Raw genomic sequence first — 15,356 nt, forward strand, 5'->3', positions numbered from 1 at the left:
AGATGAAAAGTATTGTTTGGGATTTTGATGACACGATTGCTAATAGTTACCCAGGAATCGTATCTGCTACACAGAGATCACTACGAGAAAATTTCGATATTAGTTTATCAAAAGATACTATCTTTAAGGAATCAAAAAAGACTTCAGTTCGTCAATTTGTAGCTGAATTGTTAAAGGACCAAGAAGATCCTAAGCAAGCTGTCGATTTGTTCTATAGTGTCTATCATAGATATGAAAAGGAATATCACGATAAAATCACATTGGTTCCTCATATCAAGAACGTTTTAGAGTATTGTGATGAAAAACATTATATGCAATTTATTGTGACACATCGTGATCAATCTATTTACGATTTAGCGAAGTCACTGGGAATTGAGCATTACTTTAAGGAAATTATTAGTGTTGAAAATGGTTATAAGCGTAAGCCTAATCCAGAGATGCTGGAATATTTGATAGAAAAATATGGCTTATCTAAAGATGATCTTTGGATAGTTGGCGATCGAGAAATTGATGTTAAGTTTGGTAAAGGGGTTGGCGCCCATACTATCTTACTCAATGATCAAGAAGTTGATTTTGATTATGAGAATCGAGTTAGCGATTTATTAGAGATTGAAAAAATTATTTAAACATGAGGATATATTTTTGGATACTGAATTAGTAAAATTAACGTATGATCAAATTGTGGCATTACATTTACAAATTGAATCTGGCGATGAGATTGTTTTTAGTGAAAAAAGATTAAAGAGTAATCTTGAGTTTTTGAATCAGTTTAACGATTTGGAACTCTATGCAACCCATTTGGTTTGTACGATGATCTGTGATGATATTTTTGAGAAATATAATCAACAGACAACATTAGTTGCCTTGGATTTCTTCTTACGTCAAAATGGACGTGAATTAGATTTAGATAATGAATCAGAAAGAAATCAATTGTCAGAATTAATGAAAAAAATTAAAGAGGCTGATCAATTGAAGAAAGATGATCTGGAAGAAATCAGATTAGTCTTGAGCAGTTGCATTCACACTAGTACAGACGAGTAAATAGTTTTTGGAAATAAAAATACAGCATCTATTTGGGAACGTAGTTACATGATTATTAAAATCTTGTGCCTACGTTTTATCCTAGATAGGTGCTGTTGTTTTACATTAGTTGATAAATACCACAGTATGGCATGTTGGAGTTCATATCCATACCTGCCATCCAGCGAATAACTTGATCAAACACAACCAATGCAATCATATTTATCTTTATCTTTATATTTGTCGAGTAGTGAACTGACACGTTCAATTATTTCTGGCCCAGTTTCGTAGGCCAACATAGTGATGACTATCGACCTGTGAAAAATCCGTTTCTGAATGTCGAATCAAATAAACTTTCATATAGAAATGCCCCTTATTCTTCGGCTATTTTTTTGTATTGTTGTCGATATTTTTTCCATTCAGGTTTATCCATGAGAAATGTTTTGCCGGTGTCTAAATTTCGAACATTGAGTACGTAAGAAAAAACATAAAGATCCAACAGGGAAGCGATTAAGAATAAAATACCAACTCCTCGAATCATCAATGTGGCCAAACCAATAAATAGTTCGAAATATTGTCGCTTATTGTAAGTTCTAAATAATTTAGGCAACTTGCCGTCCTGATCGTACAGTTCCGCAGTGCTCTTTTTGGGTAATAAGTTTTTGAAATTACGCATATAAAAGGTCCCCTCAGTAATTCATTAAAGGTATTATAACAAAATTAAAAATATATTAAATAAATTATTTGTAATTAATTTCGTAAATTCCGCAAAAAGGAGTCATGCGATCACCTGTGTATTGAGTCATCACGCCACCATGAGTAACGCAACCGATGCAAGAATATTTGTCCTTATAGCGGTTAAAAACGGAATTGACTCGTTGCATGACTTCATCACGTGTTTCAAAATCCAAATCTGACCTGTGAGTATCATTCAAATAATCTTTGTAGGCTAAAGCTAATTGTTCTTCAGTGACATCCATTTTACCAGATTTATCAGGACGCCATTCGTGCAGCAATAGTTCGACTTGATTAGGTATTTGATGATATTTAAGAATCTCCTGTGCTGTCTGCATTGTGCGAGTGTAGGGGGAGATTAATAATATTTGTATTTCATTAAAAGCGGGATTTTGAGCGGCTTTGTCAGCAATTTTGATACCGTTAGGTGTCAATCTAGTTAAATCACGTGCTAACCCTGTGTAACCTGCGGCGTCGACTTGAGAGAAGTCTGGTTCGGAGTGACGAATTAAGTATATTTTCATTTTTAATATCTTCTTTGGTGTTTTCTTCTACTATACCAAAAAAACTCTCTCAATCATTAATTAGATTGAAAGAGCTTTCTTTTTAATTATTTAAAATATTCTTTTAAACCGTTTGTAACATCTTGGGCTACTTGTTCACGATATTTATCAGAATTAATGTACTTATAGTCGCTGGTTGAGTTGATATAGCCTAACTCAATTAAGATTGAAGGTTGACTATTGTAATGTAAAACGTACAGATCTTTTTGTGCTGTACCACGACTACCAATAGACAAGCCCTTCAATTGACTATTAATGTCATCGGCCAATTTACCATCTTTATTGCGATTATAGTAATAAGTTGTAACACCAGAACCAGAATTAGCTTGAGCACTGGAATCGAAATGCAGACTGATAAAGGCATCAGCCTGAATCTTGCTAGAGAGACGAGCACGTTCACCAAGAGACTTACTATTATCACCAGAACGAGTCATAACAACACGAGCGCCAGTCCTTTCAAGTTGTTGTTTGATGGCCTTGGCATATTTGAGAGTAAAGTTCTTTTCAAATGTATCTTTCTTTGATTCGGCACCAGAGTCGTCGCCACCGTGACCAGGATCTAAGACAATTGTGGCCTCAGAAATATTTGTTGCAGCTGACTTAACGGCACTCTTAGTTCCTGAAATAGTAACAACCCAACTGGCAACATAACCAACTGTTCCATCAGAATCACGTACTTTATACCATTTACCATCTTTACTTAGGTAATCAAATTTTTTACCGACTTTAACAGATTTAACAACTCGTCCGCTTTGATTTGGTTCAATTCTAACTTTAGTATTTGGCTGTGTGACAGTTACTGTTTTAATATCGTTGTCAGAAGTATTTGAGGACCCAGAAGTTTTCTGAGTTCCTTGGATGAAGTTGGATTTGACCCAACCAGCAGTACCGTTATACAGGATCTGTGTCCAATCTTGTTCTTGATACATGATAGTTACTTTCTCTGATTGTTCAATCGTTCCGAGAACATTACTATTTGCATCAGCATTTTTGAATACAGTCGTGTTCGGTACTTTGACAATACCCACTTTATTAGTGGCTGAGCTTACTTCGGTATTGTCGATTAACCAGCTGGCAATCCAGCCAATTTTATCTCCGGATAATCTTACTTGATACCATTTGTTTTTTTCAGCTAGGATAGCTAGTTTGTCACCTTTTTTGACTTGACCCATATTAGCATAGGCTAGTCCGGGTCCAACACGAACATTAACTGAGTCCGATTGAACGACGACTGAGTTGGCACTAGCTAAAGCAACCGTTGACCAACTCGATAAGGCAAGTAATAACAAAATAGCAACAAGAATCCGGTTCTTAATGAATAATTGAATTATTTTTTTCATTTAACTGATTCCTTTGTGGTCTATTTACCGATACTACTATATGTATATATTACTGAAAAAAGCGCTAACTTGAAAGATACAATGTGAATTTTTTGGAAAAACTTCGTAAAAGAAGGGATAAATTTTCACATATACCCAATAAATTCTAAATCTGCCTTGACTTTAAAGGTTATTTCGGATAGTTTATAAATATATTCGAAATCAGATAATTACCTTACAGAGAATCTGGCTGCTGAGAACAGATAGTAATTGATTGCGTGACGATTCTAATCGTTTGGCAGGCGTTAACTGCAGCAAAAATACTAGGTGGTACCGTGCAAAAAAGCACCCTTGTCTGAATTAGACAGGGGTGTTTTTTTATTAAGGAGGATTTTATGCGTTATCAAAAACCAAAAGGGACAATGGACATCTTGCCTGGAGAATCAGAAAAATGGCAATATGTAGAATCTGTTGCTCAAGATACTTTTAATAAGTATCGTTTTTCTGAAATCAGAACACCAATCTTTGAATCATATGAAGTTTTTGAACGTTCGTCAGGTGATACATCTGATATTGTTTCAAAAGAAATGTATGACTTTAAAGATAAGGGTGATAGACATATTGCTTTGAGACCTGAGGGAACAGCAGGCGTTGTTCGTGCTTACGTTGAAAATAAATTATATGGACCAGAACACATCAAGCCTTATAAAGTTTGGTACAAGGGTCCAATGTTCAGATATGAGCGTCCACAATCTGGTCGTCAACGCCAATTTCATCAAATTGGCGTTGAAGCCTTTGGCTCAGATTCTCCTGAATTAGATGCTGAAATTATTTCTGTAGGTCTAGAATTCCTAAATCGTTTGGGAATTAAGAATTTGAAGGTGGCTTTGAACTCATTAGGAGATCCAGAATCACGTGCGGCTTATCATAAAGCTTTAGTCGACTACTTCACACCATTCAAAGATCAATTGAGCGATGACTCAAAGGTTCGTTTAGAAAAGAATCCATTACGTATCCTTGACAGTAAGGATGCAGAGGACAAGAAAATTGTTGCCAATGCACCGTCTATCTTAGATTACTTGAATGATGCTTCTAAGAGTCGTTTTGAATATCTACAATCATTGTTAGATGATCTCAATATAAATTACGAAGTTGATTCAACAATGGTTCGTGGACTTGATTATTATAACCATACTATTTTTGAATTTATGGTAACTGATCCTGCATTCGACAATAAAGAAATCACTGTTTTGGCTGGTGGCCGTTACAATGGTCTTGTTGAAGAACTTGGTGGACCAGAAACACCAGGTATCGGATTTGGACTTGGTGTGGAACGTTTAATGTTGTTACTTAAGGATGAGGATATTCCAAGTCAAAATACTTTGGATGTTTACTTGGTGACAATTGGGGAAAAAGCTGAACGTGCTTCAGTGAAGATTCTTTCTAACTTGCGTAGAGCAGGTTTTGTTGCGGATAAGGATTATCTACAAAGAAAAATTAAAGCTCAATTCAAGACGGCCAATAATTTGAATGCTAAATACACTGTAACTATTGGTGATACAGAGTTAGAAAATGATACAGCTAATGTTAAAAACATGGCAACTGGTGAACAAGTTAGTGTATCATTGGAAAACTTAGCCGAAGAATTGAAAAAAATCGAGGGATAAATATGGAAGAAAGAACAGATTATTGTGGCAATATTACTGAAAAGTATGTTGGTCAAAAAGTTTCTCTAGACGGTTGGGTTCAACGTCGTCGTGATTTAGGTGGATTAGTATTCGTCGATCTACGAGATTATAAAGGAATTGTTCAATTAGTATTTAATACTGATCATCAAGACGTACTTGATGTGGCTGAAACATTGAGATCAGAATATGTTATCAATGTAATCGGTACAGTTAGACTTCGTGGCGAGGGTGCTACAAATGATGAAATGACAACTGGTAAGGTTGAAGTTGTTGTTGAAAAAGTTGAAATTCTTAATAAATCATTGACACCACCATTTGAAATTAAAGATGATATCGATTCATCTGAAGAAACTAAGTTAAAGTATCGTTACCTTGACTTACGTAGACCTGAGATGCAAAAAGCAATCAGAACTCGTGCACAAATCAAGCATTCAGTTAACGAATATCTATATGACAATGGTTTTATTGACATTGAAACACCAAATCTAACACCATCAACACCAGAAGGTGCTCGTGATTATCTTGTTCCTTCACGTGTTTACCCTGGACGTTTCTTTGCACTTCCACAATCACCACAATTGTTCAAACAATTGTTGATGGTCGGTGGTTTTGATCGTTACTTCCAATTGGCTCATTGTTTCCGTGATGAAGATCTTCGTGGTGATCGTCAACCAGAATTTACACAAATTGATATTGAAACTTCATTCATGAACAAGAAAGAAATTCAAACCGTTACTGAAGGACTTATTGCTCGTGTCATGAAGGATGAAAAAGGTATTGAAGTTAAAACTCCATTCCCAAGAATTGACTGGGACGATGCTATGGATCGTTATGGTTCAGATAAACCAGATGTTCGTTTTGGTATGGAATTACAAAACTTAAACGATGTTTTGAAAGATACTGAATTTAAAGTCTTTAAGAATACTATTGATAATGGTGGTCAAGTTAAGGCTATCGTTGTTAAAAATGCCGCTGATAAATATTCACGTAAGAATATCGAAAGTTATCAAGAATATATCAAGCGTTTTGGTGCTAAGGGACTTGCTTGGTTCAAGTACAATGACGATGATATGACAGGTGGGGTATCTAAGTTTATCAAGGATCACAAAGATGCTCTTGTTGATCGTCTAGGCCTTGAAAATAATGACTTAGTACTATTTGTTGCCGATAAGAAAAAAGTTGTTGCTGACGCTTTAGGTTATTTGAGAAAAGCAATTGCTAAGGAACAACACTTGTATGATCCAAATGAATTTGCCTTTATCTGGGTTGTTAACTGGCCATTGTTTGAATATGATGAAGGAATCCAACGCTGGACTGCTGCTCATCATCCATTCACAATGCCAAATGAAGAAGATGTTCACTATCTAAATGATGGTGAAGATCCTCATAAAGCTTATGCCCAAAGTTATGATATTGTCTTGAATGGTTATGAACTTGGTGGTGGATCAATCCGTATTCACGATTACAAGATTCAAGAGAAGATGCTTAAAGCATTGAACTTTACTAAGGAAAAAGCCTATGAACAATTTGGCTTCTTACTAGATGCTTTACAATATGGTTGTCCACCACATGGTGGTTTGGCTATTGGTTTGGATAGATTTGCTATGCTTCTTTCAGGTAAGGATAATATCAGAGATGTTATTGCTTTCCCTAAGAACTCAAATGCTACAGAACCAATGACACACGCTCCACTTGAAGTTGCAAAACAACAATTGGATGATTTAGGTATTGAAGTAAGTAAAAAAGACTAGAGAGCAAAGTAACCGTGGTAATGATCTAAAATGATCATTACCACGGTTATTTGTTTTCAACTGAAAATGAAAAGCCTATGAAAGTATAATATTTTTATATCCAGATATTTCATTGCAATATAATAGTTTATTGTTGTAAACTTAGAACAATATTAGAAAATTATTTAAATTGTGTACAATTTAACAATCTAACCAATTGTGGGAGTATGCTTTTGAGCATATTTCTAGATTTAATATTTCTGATGTTTATACTTAAACCTGTAGTAATAGAGAAGGAGTGTTTTTTATGGCAGAGTATAAGAAAAATTTAGAGGGTTTATCTAATGAGGAATTAGATGTAACTCAAAATGCAGCAACAGAGCGTCCATTTAGTGGAAAGTACGATGACTTTTACCAAAAGGGTATTTATGTTGATATCGCAAGTGGTGAACCTCTATTCTCATCAGCTAAAAAATATGATGCTGGTTGTGGTTGGCCTTCATTTAGTGAACCAATTGCTAAATTAAAGGAAAAACGTGATACTAGATTAAGTAGAGAAAGAACCGAAGTAAGAAGTGAAAATGCTGATTCTCATTTAGGTCATGTTTTCACTGATGGACCACAAGAATTAGGTGGCTTAAGATACTGTATTAATTCAGCAGCCTTGAAATTTATCCCATATGAAGAAATGGATGAAAAAGGATACTCAGACTATAAGAAATACGTCGAAGAGGGAGATGCAGAATAATGAAAAAAGAAACTGCAATTTTTGCTGGGGGCTGTTTCTGGTGTATGGTTAGCCCTTTTGACCAACAACCTGGTATTATTTCTGTTATTTCCGGTTATACTGGTGGTCATGTCGTTAATCCAACTTATGAACAAGTATGTACTGGTACCACGGGCCATACTGAAGCTGTTAAGATAACTTATGACGCCGATGTTATTTCATATCAACAATTAGTTGAAACATACTGGCAAGTCGCTGATCCAACTGATGCTATGGGTCAGTTTCAGGATCGTGGCGACAACTACCGCCCAGTAATTTATTATGCCAATGAAGAACAAAAAGTCGTTGCTGAAAAATCTAAAGAAGACTTAGCTAAATCTGGAGAATTCGATGATCCTATTGTGACGCAAATTCTTCCTGCTGAGCCATTTTATGACGCTGAAGACTACCACCAAGACTTTTACAAAAAGAATCCTTTAAGATATGAACTTGAAGAAAGCGGCGGTCGTGGGGAATTTATTAAAAAACATCAGAAATAATCTAAATGTTTGATCATTTGTGCTAATATGTTTAGGTAACTTAAGACAATTAGGAGAACTTTTAGCATGGGTGAATTAGATAAGTTGATCGAAAGACATCAATACTTATCCAAAGTTTCAGTAGCATTTTTATATTCAATTGCTGTGTCGGTTGCGGTTAACATGTTTTGGACACCAGGTGGAATTTATGGTTCTGGTGTAACTGGTGCCGCTCAGCTGATTTCAACAATTTCACATCGATGGCTGCCGTTTAATTTATCGACGGCGGTAATGTATTTTGCATTGAATGCGCCACTGTTTGTGTTATCCTGGCGAAAAATTGATCACAAGTTTACTGTTTTTACAGTGATTGCGGTAGCTTTGGCCAGTACGATGATGCATTTGTTGCCGCCAATCAAAATCACTGCTGATCCGTTAGTGTGTGCAATTTTTGGTGCTGTAGCTAATGGATTTGGTACGGGGATGGCATTAAGAAATGGTATTTCAACTGGTGGAATTGATATCTTAGGAATTATTTTGCGTAAGAAAACTGGTAAAAGTGTAGGAACGATTAATATTATGTTTAATATCTTTATCGTTGCTTGTGCTGGTTTCTTGTTTGGTTGGGTACATGCTTTGTATAGTGCGGTCAGTATTTTTATTAACGGTCAAGTTATCGATATGATCTATAATAAAGATCAAAAACTTCAAGTTATGATTGTTACTTCCAAACCTAAGAATGTTATTACGCAAATTCAAAATGAAATGAGACGTGGTATTACGATCGTGCATGATGCCGAGGGTGCTTATAAACATGAAGAGAAAACGATTCTGTTTACAGTTATCTCACGTGCTGAGTTACATGATTTAGAGACTGCGATGATTAATTCAGATCCGCATGCGTTTGTCAGTGTCACGGATACTGTCAAAGTCATGGGACGATTTTACCAGGCTCATATATATTAAAAAGGACAAAACCGTTTGGTTTCGTCTTTTTTTTTGTCGAAATTACTTGCCCATGTTTGACGATATGACTTAAGAATAATACTTTATATTTGCTGTTAATGTCATAATATTGATTGATTTTAGTATTAAAAGTGCCTTTTTTGCTTGTCGCTGTAATTAAAAAAAGATTGATTAAGAATAAATATTTTATTAATTAAATAATATTGTTGTAACTATCCTTGATATATCAATATACAATGCAATCTTGATTTGTAGAAAATTTTCTGCATACAAATGAAATTTATAAAATATTTGCCACTTACAAAATGTTTTATAAAAGAGATATTTAATAATTCTTTATGTTGTATACTTCTGATGACGAAGGGATTGATATTTGTATGTTTTATTTTGGGAAGAAAATAAATATTTATAATGTAAATTATCGATTGTTTTTTGTGTTAATTAGTACTTTTTTAATAGCAACAATTTTTTTAAATAATAATCAAACAGTCAAAGCGGATACCACAATTGGCATTCATAAAATGATGACTATAAATAATGATTTGACGACTAACAAAAGTACGACTTCTTTATTACTCACACCATTAACGACGACTATTGTTAGTAGCGGTAAAGATGGCACTTGTACGTGGGATATTGATGGTGATGGTAAATTAACAATTCATGCTGGGGTTTTAGCAGATGGTCAAGGAAGCTGGATTTCATATGCTAGTTCAATTACTAGTGTTTCTGTTGATAAAGGGGTCAGTATTTTAGGTACGAGTGGGGATTATGGGCCATTCTCGGGATTGACTAATGTTAAAACTATTGACGTTACAAATTTGGATGTTTCTAACGCTACTACCTTAAAAGCCTTTTTTAGAAATGACTCTAATCTAACTCAAATCAGTGGTTTGAATACTTGGAATACCTCAAAATGTACAGATATGAGCTATTTATTTATAAATGATAAGTCACTGACTAGTATGGATATATCTAAGTTTGATACCTCTAATGTAACAAACTTAAGTTATACATTTTCTGGTGTTGATTTCACAAAGGGTGATTCCGATGAGATTAAAAATTGGAATGTTTCAAAAGTGAATATAATGAATTATTTGTTTAAAAATACAGTTTTTGATTCATTAGATTTAAGCAATTGGAATATTTCCAGTGTAACCAAAATGGATGGTATGTTTTCAGGTGATAATAACATTGATAAAGTGAAGAATATTGCTGATTGGAATACATCAAAAGTAACTAGTATGAGTAGTATGTTTAGTAATACTAAAGAGACTGATTTATCTTTTCTTGAAAATTGGGATGTTTCTAATGTCAAAGATATGAATTATATGTTTTCAGGAAATTCTAATTTAACGGGACTGGATATTTCTAAATGGAAAACAACTAGCCTTTCCAATGCAGGGTATATGTTTTATAACTCTCATTTATTAAATGAGGATAATTTAAAAGGGTATCAAACATTGGTAACCGATAAGGTTACCAATATGGCAGGAATGTTTAGTTTTACGAGTTTTAAGACTATTGATTTGTCTAAATATGATACATCCAGTATTAAGTCAATGGATTATCTTTTTATCGGTGCAAGTAATTTAAAGAAGGTAATTGGAGATTTTGATACTAGCTCGGTGACTAGCATGAATTATATGTTCAAAGGGACCAATCTTAGTGATACTAGTGAATTCAATATCGCCGACTGGGATACTTCCAAAGTAACATCAATGAATAATATGTTTGCTGACGCAGAAATATTTGATATGAATTTTTTGAAAAATTGGAATACTAATTCCTTGACCAGTATGAGTTCAATGTTTTCGGGGTTTAGTGGTGCAACAACAATCCCTTTGCAAAATTGGAATGTTTCAAAAGTTACAAGTTTTTCCAAAACCTTTTATAACGCAAAAACATTAACTGATTTGCCAATAGAAAATTGGGATACTTCTAATGCAAAAGATTTTAATTCTATGTTTAGTTCGATGACCAGTTTGGAAACACTAGATCTTTCAAATTTTGATACTACTAAAGCTGCCGATGTTGTTTCAACTAATGAAACTGAAAATAGTAATGTTGATAATATTTTTACTAATGATACTTCCCTTTGGAAAATAGAGCTAGGTCCAAAAGTGGTATTACGAACGTCATCAGGAATTCCTGCGCCGGTTTCAGGAACGGCTATTTCGGGTACATCTTATAAAGCAGATAGTGATAGATGGCAAGAGGTCGATAAAGTGAATGGAGGTACTGATCATGTACCGGTCGGTGATTTGATAACTAATGAGGCAATTATGAAGAAATTCTCTTCACCTGGAAGTTCTGCCGTCACTTATGTTTGGCAACAGCAACCTAAAACTGACATATTTTTGGAGGTGCCCGACATAGAGTTTGGGAATGTTTCAAGTTATTCAGGCTTGGTTTATCGAAAGATAAATGAATTTTCTATAGAGATCACGAATGATAATTATCCAGAAGAGGCTATGCAGTCATCTTTATCAGTTTCAATGGAAAAGCCTCTGACGGATGTTTCTGATAATACAAAAACTTTAAATAATGTACTGATTTTTAAGGGTACTGGTAATGATAATGTTCTTTCATCAGAACCAACCGAAATTTATGATGGGAAAATTGGTGTGGGAACCAATGATTTGAAGTGGGATAGGTATCATGGTGTTTTACTAAATATGAATAATGATAAGTATGCATTGAATGGTAATTATTCGACAACCTTAGATTGGACCCTTACGAGTAGTATTTAAAATCCTTATTGATAGCAATTGAGTATCTTTGATTCTTTAACCTACGATGATGTTCTATTCTGTTGAATCTGAAATGATGCCCTCAACTGAAACATTTTTAATGTTATTATTTTTTGTGTTAGGTTCGGTGCTTGTGTTTTAATACGAGAATAATAAGGTATAGAATTTAACTTATCTGATTTGTTAAAGAGGGAGAAATTTAAATGATAATTGGTTCACACGTTGCCATGAAGGCACCTAAAATGTTAGCAGGTTCTGCTAGAGAAGCCCATAGTTACGGCGCTAATGCAATGATGATTTTTACAGGTGCACCGCAGAACACACGTCGTAAAGATGTTTCAGAAATGAATATTCCAGAAGGCCAACGCTTATTAAAACTTTATGGGATTGACCATGTTATTGGTCATGCACCATATATCGTTAATTTGGGCAATACAGTAAAACCGGAAAATCTTAAATTTGGAATTTCCTTTATGCATGACGAAATAAAGCGTGCTGATGCATTAGGGATTGAGGCGCTAAGCTTTCATCCAGGGGCACACTTGAAGCAGGGACCAGATGTTGCGCTTAAACAAATTGGGCAAGCTCTGAATGAAGCGATTGATCCTAATCAAAAAGTTTCCATTGCAATTGAGACAATGGCTGGTAAAGGTACAGAGGTCGGTACAAGTTTTGAACAGTTGGCTGAAATCTTTGATAATTGTGCTAATAACAGCAAATTATCAGTGACGATGGATACTTGTCACATGAGTGATGCGGGCTATGATGTTAAAAATGATTTTGATGGCGTTCTTAATGAATTTGATCATATTATTGGATTAGATAAATTATCGGTAATTCATTTGAATGATTCTAAAAATGAACTTGGTTCACATAAAGATCGTCATGAAGATATTGGCTTTGGAACAATTGGTTTTGATGCTCTAAATTATGTAGCTCATCATCCACAACTGGAGAACGTTCCTAAAATTATGGAAACACCTTATGTTAAAAAAGATGAGAATGACAAAAAAGGAATCGCACCTTTCAAGCCAGAAATTGAAATGCTTCGTGCAGGTAAGTTTGATCCAGAAATGAAAGAAAAACTGATTCAAAACAATTAAAAAAGCTAACTCAATTGAGTTAGCTCTTCTTATATCCATTGAAATTTAATTGTTCCATGATAATAGCAGCTGTTTCCTCAATTGAACGATCAGCCACATTGATCACAGGACAGCCTAATTTTTCATAAATCTTATTTGAGTAGTCTAATTCTTTTTGAATTTCATCTTCTTCAGAATAAGTAGTGTTAGCATCTAAACCATAAGCAATCATTCTTTGACGACGAATTTTTTGCAAAACGTTCATATCATTAGTTAATCCAACTATCTTATGTGGATCAACGGCCCATAATTCGTCTGGAATAGCCAATGAGGGACCTATTGGTAAATTGGCTACCTTGATGTTTTTATTGGCGAGATAGAGTGATAGAGGCGTTTTAGAGGTTCTGGAGATACCCAAGAGAACTAAATCAGCTTCTAAGAAACCTTTGGGGTTTTGACCATCATCATTAGTTACAGTGAATTCCATGGCAGAGATCATGTCAAAGTAATCTTTATCCAATTCATGTAAAAGTCCCTTTTTACGCAAAGGCTTTTGATGAACCATTTGGGAGAAAGTACCGATGATTGGATTTAAAATATCGTAATAAACTAGATGATTGTCCTGACAAAATTCATTGATGACATTACAAATTTCAGTTGAGACAATTGTGTGTAGAATGACCGCTTGCTTCTCTTTTGCCAAATTTAGGATGTTCTCTAGCTGCGGATTATTTTTTACGAATGGATATTTAGTATAAGTTGTATCCATGTTGGGGAACTGTGCAAATGCTGCTTTAGCAACTCTCAGAGCCGTTTCACCGACACCATCAGATAGGACGAAGACGTTTAATTTCTCTTTCATAATAAATTCCTCCAAAAAAATGTAAAAAAAGATTTGAACATTATCTTCTTTTTGTTATAATAACATATGAACTGCAAGAGCAATAGACAGTTACGTTAGAATGCGGAAGGAGGGATTATCATATGGCAAAAACCGTCGTTCGTGAAAACGAGTCGCTTGATGATGCTCTTCGTCGATTCAAACGTTCTGTTTCAAAGAGTGGTACACTTCAAGAATATAGAAAACGTGAGTTTTACGAAAAGCCAAGTGTCAAGAGAAAGTTAAAGTCAGAGGCTGCTCGCAAGCGCAACAAGAAACGTCGTTAATAGTTTCTTTTAAGGTTAAGACAATTTAAATTGTTTTAACCTTTTTTTTGTCAAAAAAATTCAGCTTTGTGATATCATTCAAGGTAAGATGGAGGTTCGTTTTTATTGACAGAAAAAGTTGAACAAAGTAAAGAAAGCATTCAAATCAAAAATCCTCAAAACGCAATCAGCCTTTTTGGTGTAAATGACAGTAACTTGCATTTAATTGAAGAAGGATTAAATGTTGAAATTCATGCGTTTGGCGATCGTTTAGACGTTACGGGTGCAGAGGACAATGTTAAGCATGCTGTAAATCTTCTAAATAAATTCATGGAATTAATCAACAGTGGTGTAACTCTAGGGTCAGCCGATATTGTAAGTGGGCTAAAGATGGATGAACGTGGTACATTGGATTATTTTGGTGACTTATATAAAGACGAGTTAATCAAAGATTTCAGTGGTAAACCAGTTCGTGTACGTAATTTTGGTCAGAGACAATATGTCAATGCCATTAATCATAATGACATTACTTTTGGTATTGGACCTGCTGGTACTGGTAAAACTTATTTAGCCGTTGTTATGGCTGTGGCCGCTTTGAAACAAGGTAAGGTTCAAAGAATCATCCTCACTAGACCCGCTGTCGAAGCCGGAGAGAGTTTAGGCTTTTTACCAGGTGATCTTAAAGAAAAAGTTGATCCATACATGAGACCTATCTACGATGCCTTGTATGCCATTTTAGGATCCGATCATACTAGTCGTTTACTTGAAAGAGGCGTGATTGAAGTTGCACCTTTGGCTTATATGAGAGGTCGTACGCTGGATGAATCATTTGTCATCCTGGATGAAGCTCAGAATACTACTAGAGAACAAATGAAGATGTTCTTAACACGTTTAGGTTTTGATTCTAAAATGATTGTTAATGGTGATATTTCTCAAATCGATTTGCCTGGTCACACTCGTAGTGGCTTGATCCAAGCACAATCAGTTTTAAAGAATTTGCCACACATTGAATTTGTTAACTTCACATCAGCTGATGTTGTGAGACATCCGGTTGTTGCTGAAATTATTGACGCTTATGAGGATTCAGATAAAAAAGAAAAATAATATTG

15 protein-coding genes are annotated in these 15,356 nt (G+C 34.8%); 11 read left to right on the forward strand and 4 right to left on the reverse strand.

What is annotated here, in order from left to right:
- Positions 1-2 precede the first annotated feature (2 nt).
- Both FC97_RS07420 and FC97_RS07425 read left to right on the forward strand, forming a co-directional pair.
- Positions 3-626, forward strand: coding sequence for an HAD-IA family hydrolase (locus FC97_RS07420; RefSeq protein ID WP_054642129.1), 624 nt, complete (start codon positions 3-5; stop codon positions 624-626).
- Positions 627-642: 16 nt separating this feature from the next.
- Positions 643-1,041: a hypothetical protein gene (locus FC97_RS07425; RefSeq protein ID WP_054642130.1), complete on the forward strand. Its 399-nt coding sequence runs from the start codon at positions 643-645 to the stop codon at positions 1,039-1,041.
- A 352-nt stretch (positions 1,042-1,393) separates the two neighbouring features.
- Here the strand turns inward: FC97_RS07425 and FC97_RS07430 are convergent, their stop codons facing one another.
- The 3 genes from FC97_RS07430 to FC97_RS07440 all read right to left on the reverse strand — a co-directional run bounded on the left by FC97_RS07430 (position 1,394) and on the right by FC97_RS07440 (position 3,658).
- On the reverse strand, positions 1,394-1,696 hold the full coding sequence (locus tag FC97_RS07430) for a hypothetical protein (protein ID WP_054642131.1): 303 nt from the start codon (positions 1,694-1,696) through the stop codon (positions 1,394-1,396).
- Between the two features lie 64 nt (positions 1,697-1,760).
- Complete coding sequence (locus FC97_RS13240; RefSeq protein ID WP_082397465.1) at positions 1,761-2,279, reverse strand: histidine phosphatase family protein; 519 nt, start codon at positions 2,277-2,279, stop codon at positions 1,761-1,763.
- A gap of 86 nt (positions 2,280-2,365) precedes the next feature.
- Positions 2,366-3,658, reverse strand: coding sequence for an N-acetylmuramoyl-L-alanine amidase family protein (locus FC97_RS07440; protein ID WP_056968008.1), 1,293 nt, complete (start codon positions 3,656-3,658; stop codon positions 2,366-2,368).
- A 374-nt stretch (positions 3,659-4,032) separates the two neighbouring features.
- Here FC97_RS07440 and hisS point away from each other — a divergent pair, with 374 nt between their 5' ends.
- The 7 genes from hisS (at position 4,033) to FC97_RS07475 (ending at position 13,122) form a co-directional block, all read left to right on the forward strand.
- Positions 4,033-5,304 (forward strand): histidine--tRNA ligase, encoded by a 1,272-nt coding sequence (gene hisS, locus FC97_RS07445; protein WP_054642132.1) that lies wholly within the window; start codon positions 4,033-4,035, stop codon positions 5,302-5,304.
- Positions 5,305-5,306: 2 nt separating this feature from the next.
- A complete protein-coding gene (gene aspS / locus FC97_RS07450; RefSeq protein ID WP_054642133.1) occupies positions 5,307-7,076 on the forward strand; it encodes an aspartate--tRNA ligase in 1,770 nt (589 codons plus the stop codon).
- A gap of 286 nt (positions 7,077-7,362) precedes the next feature.
- Positions 7,363-7,803: a peptide-methionine (R)-S-oxide reductase MsrB gene (msrB, locus tag FC97_RS07455; protein ID WP_054642134.1), complete on the forward strand. Its 441-nt coding sequence runs from the start codon at positions 7,363-7,365 to the stop codon at positions 7,801-7,803.
- Entirely contained in the window at positions 7,803-8,321 is a 519-nt protein-coding gene (gene msrA, locus FC97_RS07460; protein ID WP_054642135.1) for a peptide-methionine (S)-S-oxide reductase MsrA, read from the forward strand. The genes msrB and msrA overlap by 1 nt, the downstream gene beginning before the upstream one ends.
- A gap of 66 nt (positions 8,322-8,387) precedes the next feature.
- Positions 8,388-9,266, forward strand: a complete 879-nt coding sequence (locus tag FC97_RS07465) for a YitT family protein (protein ID WP_025086126.1) — start codon at positions 8,388-8,390, stop codon at positions 9,264-9,266.
- A gap of 521 nt (positions 9,267-9,787) precedes the next feature.
- Positions 9,788-12,019, forward strand: a complete 2,232-nt coding sequence (locus FC97_RS07470; RefSeq protein WP_158163555.1) for a BspA family leucine-rich repeat surface protein — start codon at positions 9,788-9,790, stop codon at positions 12,017-12,019.
- A 203-nt stretch (positions 12,020-12,222) separates the two neighbouring features.
- Positions 12,223-13,122 (forward strand): deoxyribonuclease IV, encoded by a 900-nt coding sequence (locus tag FC97_RS07475; protein ID WP_056968010.1) that lies wholly within the window; start codon positions 12,223-12,225, stop codon positions 13,120-13,122.
- A gap of 19 nt (positions 13,123-13,141) precedes the next feature.
- Here FC97_RS07475 and FC97_RS07480 read toward each other — a convergent pair whose 3' ends face one another.
- The gene (locus tag FC97_RS07480; protein WP_054642137.1) at positions 13,142-13,963 is read right to left on the reverse strand and encodes a pyruvate, water dikinase regulatory protein; all 822 of its coding nucleotides are present in this window, start codon (positions 13,961-13,963) and stop codon (positions 13,142-13,144) included.
- 122 nt (positions 13,964-14,085) lie between these two features.
- Here FC97_RS07480 and rpsU point away from each other — a divergent pair, with 122 nt between their 5' ends.
- Both rpsU and FC97_RS07490 read left to right on the forward strand, forming a co-directional pair.
- Positions 14,086-14,268, forward strand: a complete 183-nt coding sequence (gene rpsU / locus FC97_RS07485) for a 30S ribosomal protein S21 (RefSeq protein ID WP_010019742.1) — start codon at positions 14,086-14,088, stop codon at positions 14,266-14,268.
- Between the two features lie 105 nt (positions 14,269-14,373).
- Entirely contained in the window at positions 14,374-15,351 is a 978-nt protein-coding gene (locus tag FC97_RS07490; RefSeq protein ID WP_054642138.1) for a PhoH family protein, read from the forward strand.
- Positions 15,352-15,356 lie beyond the last annotated feature (5 nt).

Origin of the sequence: Companilactobacillus kimchii DSM 13961 = JCM 10707, from assembly GCF_001435445.1 — a bacterium.
GTDB classification, from domain to species: Bacteria; Bacillota; Bacilli; order Lactobacillales; family Lactobacillaceae; genus Companilactobacillus; species Companilactobacillus kimchii.